This window comes from Binatus sp. (SeqCode), assembly GCF_049584895.1.
Lineage (GTDB): Bacteria > Desulfobacterota > Binatia > Binatales > Binataceae > Binatus.
The window spans coordinates 1-23,737 of sequence record NZ_JBAUYR010000100.1; the positions used below are offsets into that span (position 1 = coordinate 1).

Sequence of the window (23,737 nt, forward strand, 5' to 3'; positions counted from 1 at the left end):
CGCCTGAATAGTGCGCTCGAACATCTTGCGACCTCCGATCACAAACTCAGGGAGCGTGTGCTGGACGCTTACGAAGAGTACCTTTCGGTGCTGATAGCTAAGGAGTTCCCTGACCAAGAAACTCGGAAAATGTTTGAGGAAATCGAAGCCCAGATCAAATCAATAGAGGATAGGATCGATCGGAAACCGGGCGCTTATGAGTCGCTTCTTCGAAACAAGATACAGACACCCATTCAGATTGCAAAACAAACGCTCGATTATCGAGCTGCCCGTAGACTGGCTAAACTGATCGTCAATCTGTATTTCAAGGTCGAGACTGAAGTCCTCGATCAGTACGAACGCGAACTTGACTCTTTAGCACAAAAGGCGCGATGAAAAACTTAGTGTCGCCTATACTTATTTCATCGGTAGGTGTCGTGATTTCGATAGTCCTTTCGACGGTTACAAATTGGTACCTAGGACCGCAACAGAGAATTAGAGAAGAGAAGGCTCGTCAAAGGCTCAATCTAACTCGCGAGCTACGAAGGCTGCTCAAAGAATTACAGCTGCACCTTGCCAATGAAGAGCTTCAATATCGCGCTCTTGAGGAAGGTGGTTATGCTAGCTTACGGTTCACCATCACGAAGTACGCACAACTCCTTCAACCTGCCGTTCGGATGCTTGATGATCCGGATCTGCCGCAATCCTTGACGGCCCAAATGCGTGATGGTTTCCGCGACCTGATTGGTTCTTGGAGACTAGAGTATCTAACAATTTGCGATACCGACTTGAGGACCCTCGATACTCTGGACTTGAAGACTTTCGACCGATTCCGTCTTCAGCCACTAGAACCGAGACACATTGAGGAGAAGGAAGCACTAATACCCGCGTTGTGCAGACTTCGGACAAGCGCGGCTGCCGGCGATGCCATCCGACGAGTGTCCGAACTAATTTCGCTAGTAAGCTGAGCCTAACGAGAAAGGCGGCGGCGTGTTGAGGCTTCTGCCTTATGCAGATAGGTCGTGAACCCATCGGCCGGTGGCGCGATCGAGTTTTGCATCATGATCAAACTGATTTGTCCCCGATGGTATTCACCGTGAACTGTCACGTGCATCAGCATCTCTTCGCGTGACATACGGCCCGGCAAGCCATCGGTAAATGTAAAGTCGATGCGCTCGGCCAACTGTGTTCCATCCAGACGTGAAAGATAGTCGAGGTACCACTGATCGCTGGTCTTGATCGCCGCGGATAGTTCTTCCAGCGATGGCGCCTGCCCCGGGTTGGGCGAGGTGTATCCGTGCTCCGCTCGGCGCAAGTTCGCAGCGAAGATGCGGTCGACAGCATAAGTGTGGTTGAGGACTCTGAGGGCGATCTCCTTGGCAGGAGAGGCATCGTCAAATTGTCGCATTGCCGCGAGAATCTCTTCGTTGGCCTTTGCCTTGTAGCTGAAGATTCGGTCTAGCGTGGTGATTTGATCCATGTTCTTTATCCTTATCGATGAAACCTTTGCATAACCTGCTGCGGTGCGCTGGAAGAAGAGCAGAATCTTTGAATCGCGCGCGAAAAGAACGCGCGCTGAACTTGGTCCCTCACCTTAAATCCTCTCCCTTCGGGAGAGGGGAAGAGCGATTCGCCAAGTTGTGCTCCAGGTGATTCCATCAGAGTGGCTGCGCCGGCTTCCTTGCGGTCACGGTGCGCGCGGTCGGGAAGGTCCAGAAACTGAGGCCGGAAATTTCCACATCAGTCATGGCCGACTTGCGCAACTCGTCGGCGTAGAGGTCGACTGCCATTAGGTCGGAAATCGCCACCTGGCCGCCTTGCTTGAGGGTGCGCACGATTTCGCGGATGGCTTCGCGGCGTCCTTCGCCGCCGGTAATGTTGTGGATGGCGAAGTGGGCGACCGCGGCGTCGAAACTGCGGTCGGCAAACGGCAGTTTGCGCATGTCTCCGTCATGAACGCTCACTCGATCGGCGACTCCCTCCAGCGCAGCATTTCTTAGCGTGGCTTCACGCGAATTGTCAGCCTGCTGCCAATTCGACCACAGATCGATGCCTACTGCGTGACCTCGCGGCACCAGCTTCGCGGCGCCAATGAGCAGGAGGCCGTGGCCACAACCGACATCGAGCACGGATTCGTCTCCGCGCAGCTTCAAGCGCGCGATAATGCGGTCGCGTGCGTGGAGTTTGCCGAAGCGACTGCTGGCGAACGCGAGCGAGGAGGCGATCAGACAGCTAAAGCCAAAAATTTGAAGCGTATAAGCGAGGCCGAGGTGCCGGCTCGAAGTCCATCGCATGATAGGGAAACCGCCGATTGCCGCCGCAAGCCCAACGACGAACATCGCGCGAACTGCTCTGCCACCATCGAGACCATAATCCGGCGTTTGTCTGCTCATGCCTATTGTCCTTGGCGTTTTCGCTATAGACAAAATATAAGTGATAGCTCATATTGTAAACTCGCATTTTGGACGGGTGCATATGGCGCGGAAGCTTCAAACAAACCCCAGAAAATCAGCCTCTCAGGAGCGATCGCGTTCAACCGTCGATGCGCTTTTGGAAGCGACTGCTCGCGTTTTAATAAAGGAAGGCTATGACCGAGCGAGCACCAACCGGATCGCCGAAGTGGCCGGCGTCAGTATCGGTTCGTTGTACCAGTACTTCCCGAGCAAGGAGGCGCTGGTCGCGGCGGTCGCTGACCGCCACGCACAAGAAGTTTCGCAGGTGACTCGCAACGCCCTGGTCAAGGTGGCAGCGCGTCCAATCGAAGTCGCGGCGCGCGAATTTGTTTCGATTGCAATCGACGCTCACCGCGTCAATCCCAAACTTCATGGCGTCCTTGCCGAACAGATCCCACGGGTCGGGCGGCTCGAAAATATCGAGGCTAATGTCCGAGAGGGTTACGCGCTGGTCCGGGGCTACCTCGAGGCGCATCGAGACGAGCTCGACGTCGCCGACCTCGATCTCGCCGCCTTCGTCGTCGTGACAGTGGTGGAAGCGCTGACACATGCTGCCGTCCTGCGTCGCCCGGACATCCTCGCCGACGACAAAGCACGACAGTTTGTGGACGACGTAACGCGCCTGGTGGTCCGGTATCTGCGAACGTGATCTGATGACGAAGCCGCTAGCCACTCTCTACCGCCATCGCATTTCTGATGACCTGGTGGGGCGGGCCGCCGTGCTCGCCGCCGACATTCGGGCAGATCAGGGAAAATAGGTGGCTGCCGCTTTACCGTCGGGTCCCCCGACGTTGCCGACGACGGGTCCCACGCCGGGAATCTCGGCGCGCCCGAAAAGCGCCGCGGTCTGATCGCTATATAGTAGATGCCAGTGCGGATCCTTTTTGACGAGGTCCGCGCCCTTGGTGTTCACGCCCATTAGCACGTAGTCGTGTGGATAGGCCTCGAGCAATTGCTCCGAACCCGGCATCCCATAGAAAAACCTCGCGTAGTCGCCTTCCTGCTTGTCGGTGAAGACCAGCTCGCCGCGCGGGTCGATATAGACCTTGAACTCGTCGCCCATGTGCCACAGCACGTACGATCCCCATTCGAACTGCGGGAGCAGATTGCCGTGAAGTTTGTGCTGCTGCATGAACGCGAGCGCGCCGGTCGGCATCGGCTTCCAGGTCTTGAGCCGATTCGAGAGCGTTCCACCAACGAGAGCCACCGCAATCGCGCAAATCGCCAGCAGCGCAGCGGGAAGGTCGCCATCGTCTGCCTGCTGCGCGCCACCACCTTCGAGCGCCAGACCGGCATGACGCGCCAGCGGAATCGCGACTGCGATCACCCCAATCGCGACGTTGCGCGTGGCATAGAATGCGGCGCCGATGAAAATCGTAGCGACTGCGAGCATCGCCGCGTCGCCCAGGTCGGGAGCTAAGGCAACCGCCCCGGCGAAACCGGCGAACAGCAGAATCGGCGTCGCGTATTGGAGCAATTCGATTGGGGAACTTCGCCACAGAGTCAGTATCATCTTCGGCAGCGGCACCCAGTCCGCAATTACCTGCCGGATCAGCGGGTCGCCGACCGAATGCGCCACTCCGAACCACAAGCCCACTCCGAACGGATTGATAACCGTGGCCGCCGCGCATCCGACTGTGATCAATCCGAGCCGCCACGCCGACCTCATGCGGTCCGCGTCGCCAAACCAGCCCTGCACGAACATGACCGCCGCCGCGATACCCATCGCGCCGAGTCCAACGATGTAACCGCCGTGAAAATTGGCCCACAACGTGAACATCGGAATTAACGGCCATAGCACTGCGCGTCCGCGATAGACTTCAATCGCGAGCGCCATCATCACGACCGCGATCATCATGAAGGTGAACAGCTGCGGCCGAAATTGCATTTGGGTGGAAATCGCGACGGCACTCAGAATCAGCGTGAGCCGCTGCACTCTTGCGGCCGCGCCGGTGGCGGAAATCCCGATCGCCAGCGCGACAATCAGAATGCTCGAGCAGATAAGCTTCAGCAGTTTGAGGCCGAAGACCCCCAGGTGCGCATAGAAGAACGCCAGCGCCACCTGCGAGAGCCATTCGTGATTGTGCCACGGCGCCCCGACTGCGCTGTACGAATAGGTGTCGAAGCGCGGGATATGCCCGGTGCGCAGCGTCGTCTGCCCCGTCAGCATGTGAATCCACAGGTCCGGCTCGGCGAAGTTGTCAGCTGTCGCGAGTGCGATCGACAGGATTACGGTCCATGGTGACGCGGAGAGTAGCGAGTAGCGCTGAGCCTTCAACGACGTGCGAGTGAATCATCGACAGCAGGCCTCCGCAATAGCCCGCCGCTTTCGCCTGCTGTATCGCGCCGGTAATCTAATCGCGTGAAAGCTCTCGTAATTGGCGGCGGCATCATAGGCAGCTCGGTCGCGTGGCGGCTCGCGTCCGACGGCGTCCAGGTCAGCGTCTTCGAGCGTGGCCGTCTCGGCCTCGAAGCCTCATGGGCCGCGGCTGGACTAATCGGCCCGCAGGCCGAGGCGCACGAACCCGGCGCATTCTTCGATCTCGCACTTGCCGGCAAGCGCTCTTTCGATGCGATTGTGGATCGCCTCACCGCCGAGAGCGGCGTCGATCCCGAGTACGATCAAGATGGCGTGCTCTACGTCGCTTTCGACGACGCTGCCCGGGCCGAGTTGCAGTCGCGCGCGCGATGGCAGCGCGCGGCAGGCGGCGAGGTCGAGGAGTTGTCGCCGCGCGAGGCCTTCAAACTCGCCCCCGTGCTCTCCGAAAAAATAATCTTCGCGCTGCACATGCCCACCAATCGGCGCGTCGAGAATCGCAAACTCACACTCGCCTATATCAACGCCGCCACCAACGCCGGCGCCGAGTTCCGCGAAGGCGCGCGCGTCAACTCGATCGCGATCGACGGCGGCCGCGCGACCGGTCTGCGCCTCGCCGACGGATCGCTCGAGAGCGGCGACGTGATCATCAACGCCGCTGGCGCATGGGCCGGCGACATCCGCGGCCTCGAAGACGATCGCCTTCACTTCTACCCGGTGCGCGGGCAAATCCTATGCTTCGACGCGCGCCCCGGACTGGTCGGCCCGTCGATCTTCTCGACCAACGGAATCGTAGTCCCGCGCCGCGACGGACGCATCCTCGCCGGCTCGATTTTCGAGGAGGCCGGCTTCAACAAATCCGTCACCCTCGACGGAATGGAACGAATCCTCCGCGCGGTGCGCGCGATGGTCCCTTCTATCGCCTCGATTCCTTTTCGCGAGGCATGGGCGGGACTGCGCCCCGCCAGCGACGACCTGCTCCCGGTGCTCGGCCCATCGCCGACCGTCGCCAACGTCCTCTACGCCGCCGGCCACTTCCGCAGCGGCATCCTGCTCTCCGCGTTGACCGGCGAAGTGATCGCCGATCTGGTCAAGCAGCGCACGCCGTCGATCGATCTCACGCCGTTCTCACCCGCCCGCTTCCGCAACGGCACCGCGCGGCCGGTAAAACTCGCCGACATGATATGAGCCGCATCATCGCACTCGGACTGATTCGCGACCTGTTCTTCCGCGCGAAGATCGACGCAGTAGCAGCCGCCGTCGATGCCGAAGTCGAGTACGCGTCGTCGCTCGACGCCATCGCTCCCCGATACGCCGCGACCCATCCCTCGATCATCTTCACCGATCTCTCCGACGCCGCCTTCCCCGCCCTCGAGACTCTGACGAAAATCCGCGCCGTCGTCCCGGATGCTCGCGTGATCGGATTTGCCTCGCACGTCGATCTGAAATCCCTCAAGGCCGCCCGCGAAGCCGGCTACTCGATGACCCTCTCGCGCAGCGAGTTCACCGCCCAACTCCCGGTACTGCTGAAGGCATCGTCGCGCTAATTATCCGTCACTGTTTTTTCGCGGTATCCAAATTGCGCATCCAGCCAGGCCCCCTCACTACTGCGGAGAAAGTTAATCTCGCGTTTGCGATGACCTGGGCGGCCGGCTTCGTCGATCTCGTCGGATTTTTCTCGCTCTACGGCATATACACCGCGAACATGACCGGGAACACGGTCGCGATGGCGCGTCATCTGTCGCTCATGCAATGGACCGGCGTCGTACGTCGTGGATGGCCAATTTTCACATTTGTTTTCGGTTTGATCCTCGGAGCTTTCATCTACGAAGCTGAGGATCGCCGTCGAATCAAGGTTCCATTTCCCCCGACTATCGGTCTCGAGGCGCTGTTGATCGCAATCTTCATCGCCGCGGCAATCGGCACTGGGTTTAAGGCCGACATTCCGCCGCAACCGGCCCTCAAGTTCTTCGCAATGGTCGCGTTGCTCGCCGTCGCGATGGGCCTGCAGAACGTCGTCCTCCGCAAGGTCGGCGGCCTCAACTTGTATACGACTTTCGTAACCGGCTCGCTGGTCAAGTTCGCCGAGAATCTGTCGGTGTACCTGTTCTGGTTCCACGATAGAACTCGCGGCCGCCTCCGCTCCCGCCTGGCAAAAGTGATAAGGGTCTCGCCCCGGACCGTGCCCCTGCAACGCGCCGCCCTGACTCTCGGCCTCTGGCTGGTGTACCTGGTCGGGGCGGTATGCGGGGGAGTCGCGATGCAGCGATGGGCCCTGCTGGGGATGCTGGCGCCCTTCAGCGTCCTCACCGCAATAGCCCTCTACGGAGCCTTCCGCCCACTGCTGGCCCTCGGCGAGGAGTGGTGACGCCAAGCCCTCAGCTCCCGGTCTTGCTGATGGCATGGCCGCGATGACTTCCTGTCGTCGCCGCGAGAGTTCCAGCGCGCATAAATTAGCATCTAGAGTCTATCAGCGCATTTTTCAGCATATAGATGATATTAAAAGAGAGAAAAAAGTTGTCTCTGATAGTCTTGTAATAATATAGCGCCATTGCTAAGTACTCTCTCGGTTCATCCACATCTGTATCTCTCCGAGGTCGCAACGACCTCCAATGAGCCAACGACATACCCGTTCTCGATGAAGTGACTGCTCGGGGGAGCTCGCGACGCCCGGAAAATCCTGAAAGCGCGACCGACAGTTAGGTGTGAATGTGTGCCCGCGCGATGCCACTTGCGCGGACGCCGCGGAACAGCCTCGCTCGCGATTTCGAAAATCGCGCGCCCCAGGCAAAGGAGTCAGGATTGTGAAGACTCAGACCGCACTCGGATCTGTAGGACTAATTCTCTGCGCGCTCGCCCTCGCGACGCCGCACAACGCATACGCCGGCCCGGCCAATCGCCGCGCCTTTACCCAGTCGCAACCGAGCTATCCCATCAACCTCGACGGTTTCGGCGCGCCGCTGCCCGCGGTCGCAAATAGCCTCGCCGACCTCTCGACCTTCGCCACCGGCCAGATCAACTTCAAGGAAATCGAGGAGATGCCGCAGCTGGGACCGCTCTTCAATGGCACCACGTGCACCGGATGCCATTCGCAGCCCGCGACCGGCGGCGGCGGTCTCTTCATCAACGAGATTCGCGTCCGCAACAACACCGACCCGGGCCCGGTCCACATCTTCGCGGTGGATAACATGCTCCGCAACGGCCCGCAGTCGCAGGGCGCCACGCCAATTTTCGCCGGTGGTGTGACGGCCGAGCCGCTCGGATGCCAAATCACCGTCCCGGGATGCCAACTCTCCGCATGCCAGCAGGAGGAGGCGATGAAGACCACGTTCAGCACCGAGCTGCCCACTTGCGATCCGACCAGCGCAAACTTCGCGAGCGGTGGTGATTGCGTTGCGGGACGCGCCGCGCTTGCCCTGTTCGGCGATGGACTGGTCGAGGCCGTATCTGATCAAACGTTGATCCAGTTGGCGCAGAATGAACCTCAGTCAATCCGCGGCACCGTCAAGATGGTCACCGAGAATTTTCTGCATACCGCGCACGTCGGACGTTTCGGATGGAAAAACGATCATGCGTTGTTGCGCGGGTTCGCCGGCGACGCCTATCTCAACGAAATGGGAATCACGAATCCCGACAACCCGACTGACACCAGCAGTTGCGCGCTTGGCGTGACTCAGTACGGGATCGCGCTCGAAGACACCGGCATCGAAGATACGATAGATCCCGACGGCCGCGCTGACATCGACCGCTTCTCCGATTTCATGCGCGCACTCGCACCACCGCCCACGATTCCGCAAAACTCGTCTGCATTGCGGGGCAAGTTTATGTTCTCGCAGTTGGGATGCGCCGGATGCCACGCGCCTTCGCTCACTACTGCCTCGAATCCCGCATCATTCATTCCGGCTTCCACCGGAGGCACCCCGATGAGCGCGACCGTCAACCACGCGCTGGCGCAGCAGACCTTCCATCCGTACGGCGATTTCCTGCTGCATGACATGGGCGCACTCGGCGACGGAATCACGTCAGGCGCCGCGGGACCGACGATGATGCGGACGGCGCCACTGTGGGGATTGCGCGCAAAAACTATTTTCCTGCACGACGGCCGCGCGCTCGATTTGCCGACCGCAATCTCCCTGCACGACGGCCAGGGCAAACCCGCCTCGCAAGCCTTCCAGGCCCTATCAACCTCGCAGCAGCAGGACGTCCTGAATTTCCTCAATACCCTCTAACCTCAAAAGCGCGCGAGGGCACACCCACCCTCGCGCGCCTCACAATTCTGCCGCCGCTCGAATAACCTCGCCTTGTCCGAGGAGAGGTCGCGCGCGCCAGTGAAAAAAGGAGCGCGCCGGGTGGCGTGCAACTCCCGACACCCACACGACCTACTGAATCAGCAACGTGACAACTTGCGTGTTCAGGTCGTAGCGCCCTCCGGCGACCAGCAGATTGCCCTGGTTGATTTGTTGCTTGAACTTCTTCTGTAAGTCCTGGGTAACCATGATCACGTTTTGGTCAGTAGTTACCGGGATGACCTGGAGCGGGTCATTTGGATCGCCGCCATTTTTCTTGACGATCTCCCGAGCTTTCCTAACCGCCGGAGCGATCAGTCTTACGAATTCCAGATCGTGATGGCCCGGAAAAGCCTGGACAGCCGCCGCGACCGCGCCGCAACTCGAATGACCGAGCACGAGCAGAGCCAGCGCGCCAAGCGCGTCGGTGCCGTACAGTAAACTCTCGACCAGTTTGCCGGTGGCGGTGTTCCCTGCCACACGCGCAACGAACAGATCGCCCAGACCCTGGTCAAATATCAGTTCCGGCGGTACTCGCGAGTCCGAACACGAAATAATCGCGGCGAATGGCGTCTGCGTATTGTTCGCCACGCAAACGCGCCGGGTTGCGTCTTCGCCCGGATGCTCCTGAGTCTGCGTCACCCACCGGTCGTTTCCATCTACCAGCGCGGCGAGCGCCCCGGCCGGAGTCGTGGGCCGATCGGGATTGCAAATGACATTCTGTGCGCGTGCTTTGTCGACGCCGATTGTCGGGATCAATGCGGCCACAACCGCGGTGAGCGATCCCAACCGTAGCAGCCCCCGCCTGCTGATTCGGGTATCAGTAAACATTTCGAGAGTCCTCCCCGCGCAGTAACTATCAGACTCAAATTACGCCCGCAAGATGGATTGGGCAGGTCGATTCTTGAATTTTGTATCGCGCGACGCCGGCTACGACCTCACGTTGTCGCGCAGCGAATTCACTGCCCGTCTATCAGAGCTTCTGCAACCCTGAACTCTCTACCTACACTCGCCGCGCGACAAATCGTGCCTGCGCGACCTTGCCGGCGCGCGCCATCTCGCCGAGAAAGCGAAATCCTTCGACCAGCGTCGCCAGCAGCTCGTCACGAAACGCGAGGGTCCGCAACACATCATACGTAAGCTGCATCTCGATCATCTTGAGATACAACTCGAAATGCGAAGCGAACCGCCCGGTGTCCTCGGCGATCCGCACATCGCAGCCGCTTGCCGACAGCAGACCCACGTAGCCGCCAACATCCTCAATGTTGGCGAACGTCATCATTGCGAGGAGGCGCTGCGCCTCGGCGCCGCTCAGTCCTGCTGGCCCCTCAACCCAGTCGGTGAACGCGATCACGCCTCCACGACGAACGATGCGCGCAGCTTCTGCAATCAGCTTCGGCTTGTCCGGGACGTAGCACCACGCGTCCTCGCTCCAAACGAAATCCGCGCTGGCCGAGGGTAGGGCGCTGTCGCACGCGTCGGCGTGTACGAATCGTACGCGGTCCTCGAGGCCTTCCTCCTGCGTGAAGCGACGCCCGCGCTCGATCACGGCTTCGGTCACGTCGACCCCGGTCATCGACGCGACGTTCCGCGACCGCACCAGGAAGCGCATTCCCGCGCCGTTGCAGCAGCAGAGATCGACGCCGCTCGAATCCGCCGCAATTCGCGCTCTATCCGCAAGGTCGATCGAGGCCTTCATGCCACCGATATGAAGCTGCTGTCCAAATACGAGCTGCATGAAATCGCCTTGCGTACCGCTGTAGACCGAGACGACTTCCGCCAACCCGACGCCGCTGATCGATTTCACGGCTTGCGCGCCCGCACGAACGCGCTCATGAACTTGCCATCCGCCTTCTGCACGATGGCTTCGATACTCTTGTTATCGCCGAACAGGCCCTTGGCGTCGGCTGCCGTGTAGATTCGCGTCGGCTCCACCTCGATCTGATCGAAGCCTGCCGCTGCCAGCTTCGATCGGTACTCCGATTCCTCGAGCGCGCCCGCGATACATCCGGCCCACAACTCGACCATGCGTTTAACCTCGGCCGGCATCGCACCGCGCACCACGATGTCCGAGACGGCGAAGCGCCCGCCTCGCTTCAGTACGCGGAACGCCTCGCGCAATACGCGGTCCTTGTCGCTCGACAGATTGATCACGCAGTTCGAGATGATCACGTCGACGGAATTGTCCGGCAGCGGAATATGCTCGATCTCGCCCTTGAGGAATTCGACATTCTGCGCGCCGGCTTTGCGCTGGTTCTCGCGCGCGAGTGCGAGCATCTCGTCGGTCATGTCGAGCCCGTACGCCTTGCCCGACGGGCCCACTCTGCGCGCAGACAGGATCACGTCGATCCCGCCGCCCGATCCGAGGTCGAGCACCGTTTCGCCAGGTTTCAGTTCGGCGAGCGCGGTCGGATTGCCGCATCCGAGCGATGCCGCAATCGCTTCCGCCGGAAGCGAGGCCTTCTCACGGTCTCCATACAGATTGGAAGTGATCGGATTGCCTGCGGGCGCCACCTGCGCGCAGCACGAGCCACCTTGTTGCTCGGTAACTCGCCGCGCTGCTTTCGCGTACTCCTCCCGCACAGTTTCCTTTATCGATTCACCACTCATCGCGACCTCCTGAAAGACATCCTTTTATGATGTTGCGTTCTGCCTGACTTCCACCGGAAACGGACCTACGCCCAATCGTCGATGCCACCGGGCGAGCGCACTAACGATCAATGGGATTCCTATCGCGCCGGGCACGATCCAGTACGCGATGTACGGTAGGTCTCTCCACAGCGGCAGGTTCCTGCCGTTATCGACGTAAAACGCGGTGAGCATCAGGATGTACGACACACCCATCCCGCTCACATGAAAATCGATCCATCGCGGCCACAACTGCCGCCGCGCCATAGGTCCGACCGACGCCGCCGCAAACGAAAGCGCGCCGAGAATGAACAGGTGATAGTCCTCGGTCCATCGCATCGCAGCCAGTATCGAGGCGGTCGCGAACAACAGCATGAGACAAATGTAATACAGAGTCCCGGCTCTCGGATGCGCCCTCGGGCGTTTCGTGGCCAGCATCGCCGCGAGGCCCAGGACCACGCATGCCAGTCCCAGCAGAATGTGAATGACCAGCAGGTCAAGGAAGAATGGAGACCCCGACGGCATCTCGAACCCGAAAGTCTTGCTCAGCGTCTGAAACATCTCACTTCATGCGATCGGCGGACAATGAATTGCCCAATGAGGTGTGCAGGTCAGCGCAGCAGTCCTCGGTCATGAAGCGAATCAGCTTCGCCGTCTTCGCCCAGTCGATTGCGTAGTAGATGAACCGTCCCGTGCGGCGCGCTGTCAGAAGCCCGCATCGCGTCAGGGCGTCCAAATGATGAGACAGCGTCGAACCGGGCATCCTGAACCGCCGCTTGATGTCATCGACGCATTTTCCCTGCGGCCCCGCCCGCACCAGCAGCCGAAAAATCTCCAGCCGATCCTTCTGGCCGAGCGCGCTGAACTGTTCGACGTAATTCCTCACTACGATAATTCTAGTATTATCGAAATAATGAACGCAAGCGGATAATTTGAGCCAACAGGCCAAAGAGAAGAACAGTTAGAGGTGCGGTCTCTTGCCATCCCGTTGTCAGTATCTTTTTTTGAAAGGTCGCGGCGAAGTGACTATATTTGGTTGATGCCAACAGCTCTTGAAGACTTCCATCCTAGTGTTCGCGCATGGTTCGAGCGGCGCTTCGATGTCCCCTCGCGCGCGCAGGAACTCGGATGGCCCATCATCGGCGCCGCCAGAGACAACGAAACCCCCGGCTTCGACGTCCTCCTTTGCGCGCCGACCGGCAGCGGCAAGACGCTGGCCGCCTTCATGTGGGCGATCAACGGCCTCGTCCTCGACGCGGCGCACGATCTTCTCCGCGACGAAGTCTCCGTCCTCTACGTTTCTCCGCTCAAGGCGCTCGCCAACGACATCCGCCTGAATCTCGAAGAACCGCTCCACGGCGTGCGCGATGTCGGCGCCGAATCGGGCCTCGACCTTTCACGCATCCGCGCCGGCCTTCGCACCGGAGACACGTCTGCGAGCGAGCGCACTGCGATGCTCCGGCATCCGCCGCACATTCTTGTCACCACTCCCGAGTCGCTGTTCATCCTGCTGACCTCGCCGAAGTTCCGCGAGAAGCTCGCCGCCGTTCGCCACGTGATCGTCGATGAACTCCACGCACTCGCCGGCAATAAGCGCGGCGCGCATCTCGCGCTCACGCTCGAGCGCCTCGAACGCTTCGTGACGAGTCGCGGCAACGCGCGCCCGAATCGAATTGGCTTGTCGGCGACCCTGAATCCGATCGAAAAGCTCGCCGGATTCCTCGCGGGCTACGATGTCACTCGCGACGGCGTCCGCACGCCGCGTCCAATAAAAATAGTTCGCGCCGACGATCGCGTCCGGACGATGGATCTCCAGGTCATCGCGCCGGGCCCTGAGCTTGGACCGCTCGCGACCCATCCGCATTGGGAGGCGATGTACGACGAGGTCGCGCGCCTCATCAGCGAGCATCGCACGACTCTCGTCTTCACCCTCAGCCGCCGCCACGCCGAGCGCGTCGCTATTAACCTGCAGAAGCGGCTCGGCACCGACGCCGTGATGGCGCATCATGGCAGCCTCGCGCGCGCCGAGCGTCTGCTCGCGGAGCAACGCCTCAAGCGGGGAGAGCTCAAAGCGATCGTCGCCACCGCGTCGCTCGAACTCGGCATCGACGTCGGCGCAGTCGACCTCGTGTGCCAGCTCGATACGCCCAAATCCATTTCGGCCGCGATTCAGCGCATCGGCCGCTCGGGACACAGCCTCGGCGCCACTCCCAAGGGCCGCTTCTTCGCGCTCACCACCGACGATCTGCTTGAATGCGGCGCCGCGGTGCGCGCGATCCGTCACGGTCATCTCGACGAAGTGGAAATTCCGATGGGATGCGTCGATATCGTGGCGCAACAAATCGTCGCAATCGCCGCCGAGGAAGAGGAAATCTCCGAGGCTGATCTGCTGAGCGTCATCCGCAGCGCGTACAACTTCAGCGATCTCGACGCCACCAAACTTCGGCATCTCCTCGAGCAGTTGGCCACTGATTTACCTGACAAAATAATGGGCGCGGCGCCGAAAATTTTCTTCGATCGCGTCAACGCCCGTGTCCGCCCGCGCCGTTCTGCGCGCCTGTCGGTGATCACCTCGGGCGGAACGATTCCCGAGGCCGGCAACTACGACGTCGTGATCGAATCCGAGGGCCGCAAAATCGGCGATGTCGAAGAAGACTTCGCGCAGGAGTCATCGCGCGGCGACGTTTTTTCACTGGGCTCGATGCCCTGGCAGATTCAGCGCAGCTCGCGCGGGCGACTGATGGTCGAGGCCGCGCCCGGGATGGCGCCGACGCTCCCGTTCTGGCTGACCGAGGCGGGCGGCCGTTCGCCTGCGATGTCGGCAGAGATAAGCGACCTCCGTCACGAAATTTGGGATCGCATCGAACGCAACCAATCGGCCGAAGACTGGCTGATGACTGAATGCGCGATGTCGGAACGCGCGGCGACTCAAGCCGCCGACTACGTCCGTCGCGGTGTCGAGGCGCTCGGCGCGATTCCCGACGAGAAGACCGTCGTCATCGAGCGCTTCTTCGACGGCCTCGGTGGCACCCAACTCGTCATCCACACCCCATTCGGTATCCGCCTCAATCGCGGACTCGGCCTCGCGATTCGCAAGCGCCTGTGCCAGTCGTTCGATTTCGAAATTCAGGCGTCTGCCATCGACGACGGCGTGCTGCTCGCGCTCAATTCGCGTCACAGCTTCCCGCTCGACACTCTCTTCAGCATTTTGAAGGCGCGCAACGCCCGCGAGGTGCTGGTGCAGGCACTGCTCGCCGCGCCGATGTTCGAAGTGCGCTTCCGCCATGTCGCGACCCGCGCGCTCGCAGTCATGCGATCGTCGCGCGGCAAGAAAGTTCCCGCCTGGATTCAGCGCCTGCGCTCGCAGGAACTGCTGTCGTCGATTTTTCCGGGCCAGCAAGCATGCTTCGAGAACCGCCCGGGCGCGATCGAACTGCCGGACCATTTCGTGATCGACGAGACGATTCGCGAATGTCTCGAGGAATCCACCGACCTGCCGCGCACCATAAAACTGCTCGAAGGAATCGAGAGCGGCGCGATTCGCACCGTCACCGTCGATGCGATCGCACCATCTGTGTTTGCCCATCGCCTGTTGCTCGCATGGGACTACTCGTTCCTCGACGACGGCGAGCGCGCCAATCGCCGTTCGCGGACCGTCACGATGAACCGCGGGATGGCCGAGGACGTGTTCCGCAAAGAGGACCTGTCGGATCTGCTCTCAGCCGATGCGGTCGAAAGCGTCGTGGCCGAGGTGACCGGCCGCGCCGCAGGGCGCAAGCCGCGCTCGCGCGACGAGCTGTTCGAACTCATCCGCGCGCACGGCTCCCTGACTCTGCCCGATGTCGAAGAGCGACTAGGCGAGGCCGCCCATGCAATGATCACGGAGTTGGACGCGGAAGGCCGAATCGCACGCGCCAGCCTGAACGGAGAATCACCGGAAAGAATCATCGCCAGCGAAGACAAGCCGCTCTTCGATGCCGCATACACTGGCTCTTCATCAGATGGCGACGCCGCGCGCATCGAACTCGTCCGCCGTGCACTGAAAACCTGCGGCCCAACGACAGCCGCCGAAGTCGCCGCGCGATTGCATCTCAAACAATCGGACATCGATCAGAATCTCGCCGCGCTGGAAGGGCAGGGCGCGATTTTCCGCGGTCACTTCACCCGCTCCGACACCATTCAATGGTCCGATCGCTACAACCTCGAACGAATCCATCGGATGACCCTGGCGCGCGTGCGCGCTGAAATCGAGCCGTGCGCCGATCATGAGTACGCAGCATTCCGCCTGCGATGGATGCACGTCGGCGCCGCCGATCTGCCCGCCGATCAAACTGGCGTCGCGGCGGTGCTCGATCAGCTCTCCGGAATCGCCGCGACCCCCGAAATCTGGGAGCATGCAATCCTCCCGGCGCGCATCGAGGGCTATCGCCCCGAGATGCTCGACCTGGTCTGCATGAGCGGCCAGATGAAGTGGCTCGCTGTTTCAGGGGAGGGTGTCGATAGCTCGCGTCCTGCGAACACGCCGTCGCGGATCACGTTCGTCGCGCGCAAGGCGAGTCTGTTCGTGGGCGGCGAGGAGTCGCCAGCCGAAGATGGGAAAGAAAAGGCGGTGTTGGAGGCTCTGGGAGCCGCCGGCGCTCAATATCTCGACGAGGTCGCGGAGCGTGCGAACATCTCCGAGCGCGACGCGTTGTCTGCTCTGTGGCGGATGGCGGCGGCAGGACGCGTCAGCAACGACAACTTCGCTCCCCTGCGGATGTTCTCCGACGATCGCTCCGCCGAGCGCGCGCTCGGATCAGTCGCGCGCCGCCCGACGACTCGCCAAGACGCCGCAGTTCGCGCGCGCCTGAAGTCCAGCCTGGCAGGACGATGGTCGCTGATCCGCGCGGCCGAAACTCCCGCGGTTGGTGCCGACGAGACGCGCGACCTCGCGCTCAAGTTGCTCGAGCGTCACGGAATTCTCTCGCGCGAGATGCTTGGTATCGAATCGACGCATCTCTCGTGGAACGAGATCTCATTCGCGCTGCGCCGGCTCGAGTACGGCGGCGCGATTCGACGCGGATGGTTCGTGCGCTCGCTCTCCGGCGAGCAGTACGCGCTCCCGGAAGCGGTCGAGATGCTGCACGCCGCACGCAACTTGATCCCAGCGCGAGAGAAGCCGGTCGCACTCAGCGCTATCGACCCCGCCAATCCATACGGCGCCGTGATTCCCGGGTGCGGTATCGCGCGAGAGGCTGGCAACGTGATCGTTGTTCGCGCCGGCCGCGTAATTGCCGGATTGCAGGGACGCGCGATGATCACCGGTGGCGACAACGAAAGCGAAGTTGAAGACGAGAGTTTCGGCGCTGCGGTCGCGGCTCTTATGACGTTGAAGCCGCGCATCACGATTGATTCAATCGATGGCGTGCCGGCGCTTGAATCGCCGCGAGTCGGAATCCTCGCCGCGATGCGGTTCCATTCCGACGGCCGCTCGCTGGTCTTCGACGGCTTGCATGGCCCGGCGCCCGCACGTGCCACGCGCCGTAGATCTTCAAATTAGTTTTTTCGTTTTCACTTTTCACTTTTTCACTGGTTGATTGGCCGCGCTCGCGCGCTATTCTGAACGCATGACGACAAACAGTTTCGGTGCTCGTTCGACGCTCACGGTTGATGGCAAGAGCTACACGATTTACAAGCTCGATGCGCTCGAGAAGCACGGGTTCTCGCTCGCGCGGATGCCGTATTCGATCAAGGTGATGATCGAGAATGTGCTGCGCCGCGAGGACGGCGTGATCGTGACGAAGGGCCAGATAGAAGCGCTGGCCCGATGGAACGGCAAGGGCGGTGAGCGCGAAGTCTCGTTCATGCCGGCGCGCGTGCTCTTGCAGGATTTCACCGGAGTGCCGGTGGTCGCGGACCTCGCGGTGATGCGCGACGCGATCAAAAAGCTCGGCGGCAATCCCGACAAGATCAGTCCGCTACAGCCGGTCGATTTGGTGATCGATCATTCAGTGCAGGTCGATTCGTTCGGCAACGCCAACGCGTTCGCGACCAACGCGCAACTGGAGTTCGAGCGCAACCAGGAGCGTTATCTTTTCCTGCGATGGGGCCAGGGCGCGTTCGACAACTTCCGCGTCGTGCCGCCTGACACCGGAATCGTGCACCAGGTGAATCTCGAATATCTTGCGCCGGTGGTTTTCGTGTCGGAGAAGGGCGAGGCGTATCCCGACACTGTCATCGGCACCGATTCGCACACCACGATGATAAACGGGCTCGGTGTCGTGGGATGGGGCGTCGGCGGAATCGAGGCCGAAGCCGCGATGCTCGGGCGCTCGATGCCGATGCTGATTCCCGAAGTGATCGGCTTTCGTCTCGCGGGCAGCCTACGTCCCGGTGCGACCGCGACCGACCTGGTGCTGACTGTGACGCAGATGCTGCGCAAGAAAGGCGTCGTCGGCAAGTTCGTCGAGTACTTCGGGCCGGGGCTGGCGTCGCTGCCGGTCGCGGATCGCGCGACGCTCGGCAACATGTCGCCCGAGTACGGCGCGACGATGGGCTATTTTCCGGTCGACGAACAGACCCTCACTTATCTTCGGCTGACCGGACGCAGCGACGGCCAGATCAAATTGATCGAGGCGTACTGCAAGGCGCAGGGACTTTTCAATTCGCCTGACGCGCCCGAGCCGAAATTTTCCGACACCCTCGAACTCGATCTCGGCAGCGTGGTGCCGAGTATGGCGGGACCGCGACGTCCGCAGGATCGAGTCGCCCTGACCCAAGCGAAAAGCGATTTTCGTCGCGAGCTCGGCAAGGAGTTCGAGGAGCATCCGAGCGTCGATCGCGACGAGCTGGCGAAGTGGGTCGCAGAGGGCGGCAACGGCGCAGCCGGCAGCGACGAAACAATCCTCGATTCGAAGCTGGGACATATCGCGCATAAGGTCGAGGTCCATTCCGAGGAGGGAAAGTTTCCGCTGACGCACGGCTCGATCGTGATCGCCGCTATTACGAGCTGCACCAACACCTCGAATCCGTCGGTGATGCTCGCGGCCGGGATTCTTGCGAAGAAGGCGGTCGCGCGTGGACTCACGGTCAAGCCGTTTGTAAAGACCAGCCTGGCTCCCGGCTCGAAGGTCGTCACGCAATACCTCAAGCGCGCCGGCCTTATCGAGTCGCTCGAGAAACTGCGCTTCAACCTGGTCGGTTACGGATGCACGACCTGTATCGGCAACAGCGGGCCGGTTGACGAGGCGATCGCCGGCGCAATCAAGAATGGCAACCTGGTGGCGTGCGCGATCCTGAGCGGCAATCGCAATTTCGAGGGACGCATCAATCCCGTGGTGCGATTCAACTACCTCGCGTCGCCGCCGCTGGTGGTCGCATACGCGATTGCAGGCACGATGGACATCGACGTCGAGCATCAGCCGCTCGGCACCGGCTCCGACGGCCGTCCGGTGTTTCTGCGCGACATCTGGCCGTCGCAGGATGAAGTCGCAGCGGCAGTGACCGGCTCGGTTCACGCCGCGATGTTCAAAAGTGAGTACGGACAGGTGTTCGAAGGCGACGAACGATGGAAGAGCCTGAAGGTCCCCGAGGGCAACCTGTTCCGCTGGGCAGAGGATTCGCTGTACGTGAAGGCGCCGCCGTTTTTCGAAGGCGTGACCGCGAAGGTTGGAGAGTTCGCGGACATCCACGGAGCCCGTGCGCTGGCGGTTCTCGGCGATAGCGTGACGACCGATCATATTTCGCCGGCGGGCTCGATCGCGCCGGACAGTCCTGCGGGCAAGTACCTGATCGAGCACGGCGTGCAGCCCAAGGATTTCAACTCTTACGGCGCGCGGCGCGGGAATCATGAAGTGATGATGCGCGGGACGTTCGCGAATATCCGGCTCAAGAACCTGATGGTGCCCGGGGTCGAGGGCGGCTTCACCGCGCATCAGCCGGACGGCGAGAAGATGACGATTTTCGACGCGTCGGAGCGCTACCGCAAAGAAGGCGTTCCACTGATCGTGATCGCGGGCAAGGAATACGGCACTGGCTCGTCGCGCGATTGGGCCGCCAAGGGTGTGCAGCTGCTCGGCGTGCGCGCGGTGATCGCGGAGAACTTCGAGCGAATCCATCGCAGCAACCTGATTGGGATGGGCGTGCTCGCGCTCGAGTTCAAGCCCGGCGAGAATCGGCAGACACTCGGGCTCACCGGCAAGGAATTGTTTTCGATCACCGGACTGAAAGCGGGCATCAAGCCGCGGCAGACGTTGAAGGTGCGCGCGGAACTCGGTGGCAAGACGACCGAGTTCGAAGTGACGATGCGCGCGGACACGCCGGAGGAAGTCGAGTACGTCCGGCATGGCGGAATCCTGCCATTCGTGCTGCGCGAACTGATCGCGTGACGAAGCACATCGGCATCGTCGCAGTCAGCTCAGAAGGGGCCGCGCTTTGCTACCGCACGATCTGCCTCGAAGGCTCGGAATTCCTCGGGCCGCATGAGCATCCGGAGATCACGTTGCACGGTTTTTCGCTGGGCAGCTATCAGCGCCTCATCGACGAAGACCGTTGGGACGCCGTCGGTGAGATGATGCTCGAGTCGGCGGCGAAGCTGGTCCAGTCCGGAGCGCAACTGCTGATATGCCCCGACAACACGGTTCACCAGGGGCTCGATCTGGTCCGCGAGCGTTCACCAGCGCAGTGGATACACATCGCCGAAGAAGTGGCCGGCGAGGCTCGGCGGCGCGGCTTCAAGCGGCTCGGTATTCTCGGAACGCGCTACCTGATGGAGGGTCCGGTGTATCCGTCCAAGCTGACGTCGGCAGGGATCGAGCGCCGCGTTCCGAACCTCGAACAGCGCGAGCGTATCAATCAGATCATTTACGACGAGCTGGTGAATGCGCGCATCCTGCCGGAGTCTCGCGCATACTTTCAGAATGTAATCCGCGATCTCGCCGTCGGCGGCTGCGACGCGGTCGCGTTGTCCTGCACCGAGATTCCGTTACTGATCAGCCCCGCCGATTCTCCGTTGCCTGTTCTCGACTCGACGAGAATTCTCGCGCGCGCCGCCCTTCGCAAAGCGATCTGACGAGACCTCTTCCCCTCTCCCGACGGGAGAGGATTCAAGGTGAGGGACATTACTCAGCGACCGATTTTTTTCGGTTGCGATTCAAGATTCTGGCTCGGGCCTTGTTATGCAAAGACTCCTTGCCAGGACCAATTTGGCGTCAGGTCCACATGCTTTCGGAGCAAAAGCAGAATTGTGAATTGCGCGCGAAAAATGCGCGCTGAATAAGGTCCCTCACCTTAAATCCTCTCCCCGCGGGAGAGGGGAAGAACAGAAAACGCGCTTATTGCATGTGAGCGCCGGCGGCGCCGGAGATTGTCGAGATGCTCGGGGCGCTGGCCGGGGCTGGGGCGTGCTGCACGAGCGCGGGGTTGTCGCTCGCGACGCATTTGAAGTAGGGCTGCACCTTTTTTAATTGCGCCTTGCAGGCCTGCTCGGACTTGAGCGTTTTGAATTTAAGCCATTGGGAAATCGGCGCCGTGGTATTCATCTTGTAATCGCCCGACGCGCTCTTCACCGGCGGAAAAACCGGCGGCGGCATCAACAGGAACCAGGAGATCAACACCAACGAGGTCGCATAGCACTTTCGCATGCCCATTGAGTTACAGATTTTTTTGCCCGGATGCGATAGCTGCGCGAGCGCGATTCACGCCGGTTGCGGCGCGGGGGCATCGAGGCGGACCGACGCGCCGCTCTTGCGGGTTGCGTAGCGGCTCAGCAGGCGCACGACCGCGGGCGTGACTTCGTCGATCGCCTCGCGGCGGAAGCCCACCACTTCGGGACCGCGCGCGCGCATCATCCCCATCATCGAGAGCCGCAGCAGCGCCGCGACCGCCTGGCAGTAGCGGAAGCGCTCGAAGTCCATCGGCGCGATCGCATGGTAGAGCGGCATGTAGAGCGCCGCGAAGCTCGCGCGAAGCCCGTTGCCGACAAGGTTGTCGCGCATCCATCGCGGGTTCTCGAGCGCCGACGACGACAGAATCACCGCCGTCATCGCAGCGTCGAGATGGCGATCGCCGACGTCTGTATTCACCCAGTCGATCACGCCGGTCACGCGCACGCCTTGTACCATCACGTTGAGCGGGTGGTAGTCCATATGCACAAAAGAATCCGGGCTGCGGCGGAATTTGGGTGCGCGCTCCGTGACGAGATTGAGGGCCTCGCGGAGGCCAGGCAGCGGGCCGTTTTCGACCCGATTGGCGATGATCGCGAGCACTCGATCGAGCAGCGGCGAGTCAGCAGTCGCGTTGCCGACGGGCGCATACGCGTGCGGAATCTCACGCAGGCCTGGGTTGGCTGGATCAAGTTTGTGGAGTTTCGATTGTGTGCGGACGAACGAAAAAAATGCCATCGAGAACGTCTTGAAGGCATTCGGAAAGCTGCGCACCGCGAACAGCTGGCCGCCCGCAAGCTTCTGCATAATGAGGAACGGTGCGCCGAGCGCGCCATGGTCGGCCTCGAATGCGTACGGACGCGGCACTGGGTAGCCCGCTCCGAACAGGCGATCGATGGTGGTGTGTTCGCGATTACCTTTGGCATCGGCGGCTGAGCCTTGATAGAAGCGCAAAACCATCGGTACGCCGACCGGGATTGCCACGAACCGTTGCGACGCGGCTTCCAGCGTGAATTCGAAGACCGTGGTTTCCCATCCGCTGGCAAGCACGCTCAGGCGCGCAACCGGCGCGCCGAGGTAGCTGGATAGACGCTGTGCAATGTCGCGAGGGTCGAGCATCTGGACAAACGCGGGCGGAGATTCCACGCGAACCGCAGAGTAGTACACGCGGAAATCGGGCGCAATTGACCTGACACGCGTGTCAGGTGCGCAGCGGCGCGCGGCTAGTGCAGGGGGTTCATGAAATGTTGCTGCGTTCCGGTGTTGGGCGGAGGCTCTGAGGACGGCTGAGACTCCGGCGCCATCTCGAGGGACTCGTTGGGCAGCGTCTGGCCGTCTTTCTGGTAGTGCTGCTGCACCATCGAGGACAGCAACGGTCCGCTGCGATCGCTCAGGTCGATTGACACTTCAACCGACAGTCCCAGTCGCAGGGGCTTGTCCTCGGGACGTGGTCCGTCGATTACAATCTTGACCGGCACGCGCTGCACGACTTTGACCCAGTTGCCGGTGGCGTTTTCAGGCGGCAGTAGCGAAAAGGCCGCGCCGGTGCCCATGCTGATCGAATCGACGTGTCCCTGATAGGTAAAGCTGGGATAGATGTCGGCGACGATTTCGGCCTTCTGCCCGACCCGCACGTCGGTTAGCTGGGTCTCCTTGAAATTCGCCGTGACGTACAGCTTGCCGAGTGGCACGACCGCCAGCAGAGGCTCTCCGACCTGCACGCGATTGCCGACGTGGGCGGTTTTGTGAGTGATGACGCCGGTGAACGGCGCGGTGATCTTGGTATAGCTGAGATCGAGCTTGGCGGCTTCGAGAGCAGCCTCGGCCTGCTTGACGACCGGACGCTCGTAGCGCGACTGGTCGTCGGTTTGAGTTCCGAGCGCCGCCTGGGCCTGGGTCAGCTGATGCTCCGCCAGCGCTTCGTCGGCCTGCGCGATGCGCAATCCGGTGTCGGCCTGATCGTATTGTTCGGTCGAGACGACGCCTTGTTCCTTCAACGATTTGGCGCGATCGAAATCGATCTTCGCCTGCTTGAGCTGCGACTGTACCAATGACACACCGGACCTGGCCGCCTGCACTCCTGCGTACATCTCGTCGACCGATTGCTTTGCGCGCTCGAGCTGAGCCTCGGCCTGCTCGACCTTGACCTCCAGGTCGCGCGGATCGAGCGTCAACAGCAACTGCCCTTCCTTAACCGTCCAGTTGTCCTCGACGTAAACGTTGGTGACGGTTCCTGCCACGCGCGACGACACCAGCGCCACGGTGCCATCAACGTAGGCGTCGTCCGTGCTCACGTGACTTTCAAGCACGCGGTAGTAGCGATAAGCGGGAATCGCCGCGACGGCGATTGCAATCAGCACGACAACTAAAACTACCCGGCGCACGAGCTGCGAGTTCATAGAATGATTTCAGAGGCGGGGAGACTCAGATGCG

General features: G+C 61.3%; 20 protein-coding genes. 9 read left to right on the forward strand and 11 right to left on the reverse strand.

Translation table 11 applies throughout. The features are described from left to right. The coding region (locus tag WB650_RS17375) for a hypothetical protein (protein ID WP_423961366.1) at positions 1-375 on the forward strand (375 nt) is incomplete at its 5' end. A gap of 574 nt (positions 376-949) precedes the next feature. On the opposite strand, the gene WB650_RS17380 is transcribed toward WB650_RS17375, so the two are convergent. Both WB650_RS17380 and WB650_RS17385 read right to left on the reverse strand, forming a co-directional pair. Next, positions 950-1,459, reverse strand: coding sequence for a DinB family protein (locus WB650_RS17380; RefSeq protein ID WP_422304208.1), 510 nt, complete (start codon positions 1,457-1,459; stop codon positions 950-952). A gap of 178 nt (positions 1,460-1,637) precedes the next feature. Beyond that, the gene (locus WB650_RS17385; protein WP_422304207.1) at positions 1,638-2,372 is read right to left on the reverse strand and encodes a class I SAM-dependent methyltransferase; all 735 of its coding nucleotides are present in this window, start codon (positions 2,370-2,372) and stop codon (positions 1,638-1,640) included. Positions 2,373-2,454: 82 nt separating this feature from the next. Between WB650_RS17385 and WB650_RS17390 the strand changes: the two genes are divergently transcribed. Then, positions 2,455-3,081 carry a TetR/AcrR family transcriptional regulator gene (locus tag WB650_RS17390; protein WP_422304206.1) on the forward strand — a complete coding sequence of 209 codons (627 nt, stop codon included), beginning with the start codon at positions 2,455-2,457 and terminating at the stop codon, positions 3,079-3,081. Positions 3,082-3,177: 96 nt separating this feature from the next. Here WB650_RS17390 and WB650_RS17395 read toward each other — a convergent pair whose 3' ends face one another. Further along, positions 3,178-4,710, reverse strand: a complete 1,533-nt coding sequence (locus WB650_RS17395) for a hypothetical protein (RefSeq protein WP_423961369.1) — start codon at positions 4,708-4,710, stop codon at positions 3,178-3,180. A gap of 84 nt (positions 4,711-4,794) precedes the next feature. On the opposite strand from WB650_RS17395, the gene thiO reads away from it, so the two are divergent. The 4 genes from thiO (at position 4,795) to WB650_RS17415 (ending at position 8,978) form a co-directional block, all read left to right on the forward strand. Continuing rightward, positions 4,795-5,937 (forward strand): glycine oxidase ThiO, encoded by a 1,143-nt coding sequence (gene thiO, locus WB650_RS17400; protein ID WP_422305330.1) that lies wholly within the window; start codon positions 4,795-4,797, stop codon positions 5,935-5,937. Then, positions 5,934-6,296: a hypothetical protein gene (locus tag WB650_RS17405; RefSeq protein ID WP_422305332.1), complete on the forward strand. Its 363-nt coding sequence runs from the start codon at positions 5,934-5,936 to the stop codon at positions 6,294-6,296. Before thiO ends, WB650_RS17405 begins: the two co-directional genes overlap by 4 nt. Positions 6,297-6,328: 32 nt before the next feature. Continuing rightward, positions 6,329-7,117: a YoaK family protein gene (locus WB650_RS17410; protein WP_422305334.1), complete on the forward strand. Its 789-nt coding sequence runs from the start codon at positions 6,329-6,331 to the stop codon at positions 7,115-7,117. A gap of 436 nt (positions 7,118-7,553) precedes the next feature. After that, positions 7,554-8,978: a di-heme oxidoredictase family protein gene (locus WB650_RS17415; RefSeq protein WP_422305577.1), complete on the forward strand. Its 1,425-nt coding sequence runs from the start codon at positions 7,554-7,556 to the stop codon at positions 8,976-8,978. 150 nt (positions 8,979-9,128) lie between these two features. Here WB650_RS17415 and WB650_RS17420 read toward each other — a convergent pair whose 3' ends face one another. From WB650_RS17420 to WB650_RS17440, 5 genes are all read right to left on the reverse strand, one after another. Then, positions 9,129-9,866 (reverse strand): carbonic anhydrase, encoded by a 738-nt coding sequence (locus WB650_RS17420; protein ID WP_422305579.1) that lies wholly within the window; start codon positions 9,864-9,866, stop codon positions 9,129-9,131. Positions 9,867-10,038: 172 nt separating this feature from the next. Next, positions 10,039-10,842 carry a class I SAM-dependent methyltransferase gene (locus WB650_RS17425; RefSeq protein WP_422305581.1) on the reverse strand — a complete coding sequence of 268 codons (804 nt, stop codon included), beginning with the start codon at positions 10,840-10,842 and terminating at the stop codon, positions 10,039-10,041. After that, on the reverse strand, positions 10,839-11,645 hold the full coding sequence (locus WB650_RS17430; RefSeq protein ID WP_422305583.1) for an arsenite methyltransferase: 807 nt from the start codon (positions 11,643-11,645) through the stop codon (positions 10,839-10,841). Before WB650_RS17430 ends, WB650_RS17425 begins: the two co-directional genes overlap by 4 nt. Positions 11,646-11,669: 24 nt before the next feature. Further along, positions 11,670-12,224, reverse strand: a complete 555-nt coding sequence (locus tag WB650_RS17435) for a DUF2306 domain-containing protein (RefSeq protein ID WP_422305585.1) — start codon at positions 12,222-12,224, stop codon at positions 11,670-11,672. 1 nt (position 12,225) lies between these two features. Beyond that, positions 12,226-12,549, reverse strand: a complete 324-nt coding sequence (locus WB650_RS17440) for an ArsR/SmtB family transcription factor (protein WP_422305587.1) — start codon at positions 12,547-12,549, stop codon at positions 12,226-12,228. 153 nt (positions 12,550-12,702) lie between these two features. Between WB650_RS17440 and WB650_RS17445 the strand changes: the two genes are divergently transcribed. From WB650_RS17445 to WB650_RS17455, 3 genes are all read left to right on the forward strand, one after another. Next, positions 12,703-17,202: a DNA glycosylase AlkZ-like family protein gene (locus tag WB650_RS17445; RefSeq protein WP_423961371.1), complete on the forward strand. Its 4,500-nt coding sequence runs from the start codon at positions 12,703-12,705 to the stop codon at positions 17,200-17,202. 67 nt (positions 17,203-17,269) lie between these two features. Then, complete coding sequence (gene acnA / locus WB650_RS17450) at positions 17,270-20,029, forward strand: aconitate hydratase AcnA (RefSeq protein ID WP_422305591.1); 2,760 nt, start codon at positions 17,270-17,272, stop codon at positions 20,027-20,029. Beyond that, positions 20,026-20,712 carry an aspartate/glutamate racemase family protein gene (locus WB650_RS17455; protein WP_422305593.1) on the forward strand — a complete coding sequence of 229 codons (687 nt, stop codon included), beginning with the start codon at positions 20,026-20,028 and terminating at the stop codon, positions 20,710-20,712. Before acnA ends, WB650_RS17455 begins: the two co-directional genes overlap by 4 nt. A gap of 262 nt (positions 20,713-20,974) precedes the next feature. On the opposite strand, the gene WB650_RS17460 is transcribed toward WB650_RS17455, so the two are convergent. The 3 genes from WB650_RS17460 to WB650_RS17470 form a co-directional block, all read right to left on the reverse strand. Then, positions 20,975-21,283, reverse strand: coding sequence for a hypothetical protein (locus tag WB650_RS17460; RefSeq protein ID WP_423961374.1), 309 nt, complete (start codon positions 21,281-21,283; stop codon positions 20,975-20,977). Positions 21,284-21,337: 54 nt separating this feature from the next. Beyond that, a complete protein-coding gene (locus tag WB650_RS17465) occupies positions 21,338-22,450 on the reverse strand; it encodes a phosphotransferase family protein (protein WP_422305597.1) in 1,113 nt (370 codons plus the stop codon). A gap of 77 nt (positions 22,451-22,527) precedes the next feature. Continuing rightward, positions 22,528-23,703, reverse strand: coding sequence for an efflux RND transporter periplasmic adaptor subunit (locus WB650_RS17470; protein WP_422305599.1), 1,176 nt, complete (start codon positions 23,701-23,703; stop codon positions 22,528-22,530). Positions 23,704-23,737: the final 34 nt, after the last annotated feature.

What these genes read in the sequence shown, in the direction of transcription:
- WB650_RS17380 (WP_422304208.1), bottom strand. Translation starts at nt 1,459, where the DNA reads ATGGATCAAATCACCACGCTAGACCGAATCTTCAGCTACAAGGCAAAG.
- WB650_RS17385 (WP_422304207.1), bottom strand. Translation starts at nt 2,372, where the DNA reads ATGAGCAGACAAACGCCGGATTATGGTCTCGATGGTGGCAGAGCAGTT.
- WB650_RS17390 (WP_422304206.1), top strand. Translation starts at nt 2,455, where the DNA reads ATGGCGCGGAAGCTTCAAACAAACCCCAGAAAATCAGCCTCTCAGGAG.
- WB650_RS17405 (WP_422305332.1), top strand. Translation starts at nt 5,934, where the DNA reads ATGAGCCGCATCATCGCACTCGGACTGATTCGCGACCTGTTCTTCCGC.
- WB650_RS17420 (WP_422305579.1), bottom strand. Translation starts at nt 9,866, where the DNA reads ATGTTTACTGATACCCGAATCAGCAGGCGGGGGCTGCTACGGTTGGGA.
- WB650_RS17430 (WP_422305583.1), bottom strand. Translation starts at nt 11,645, where the DNA reads ATGAGTGGTGAATCGATAAAGGAAACTGTGCGGGAGGAGTACGCGAAA.
- WB650_RS17435 (WP_422305585.1), bottom strand. Translation starts at nt 12,224, where the DNA reads ATGTTTCAGACGCTGAGCAAGACTTTCGGGTTCGAGATGCCGTCGGGG.
- WB650_RS17445 (WP_423961371.1), top strand. Translation starts at nt 12,703, where the DNA reads ATGCCAACAGCTCTTGAAGACTTCCATCCTAGTGTTCGCGCATGGTTC.
- acnA (WP_422305591.1), top strand. Translation starts at nt 17,270, where the DNA reads ATGACGACAAACAGTTTCGGTGCTCGTTCGACGCTCACGGTTGATGGC.
- WB650_RS17460 (WP_423961374.1), bottom strand. Translation starts at nt 21,283, where the DNA reads ATGCGAAAGTGCTATGCGACCTCGTTGGTGTTGATCTCCTGGTTCCTG.
- WB650_RS17470 (WP_422305599.1), bottom strand. Translation starts at nt 23,703, where the DNA reads ATGAACTCGCAGCTCGTGCGCCGGGTAGTTTTAGTTGTCGTGCTGATT.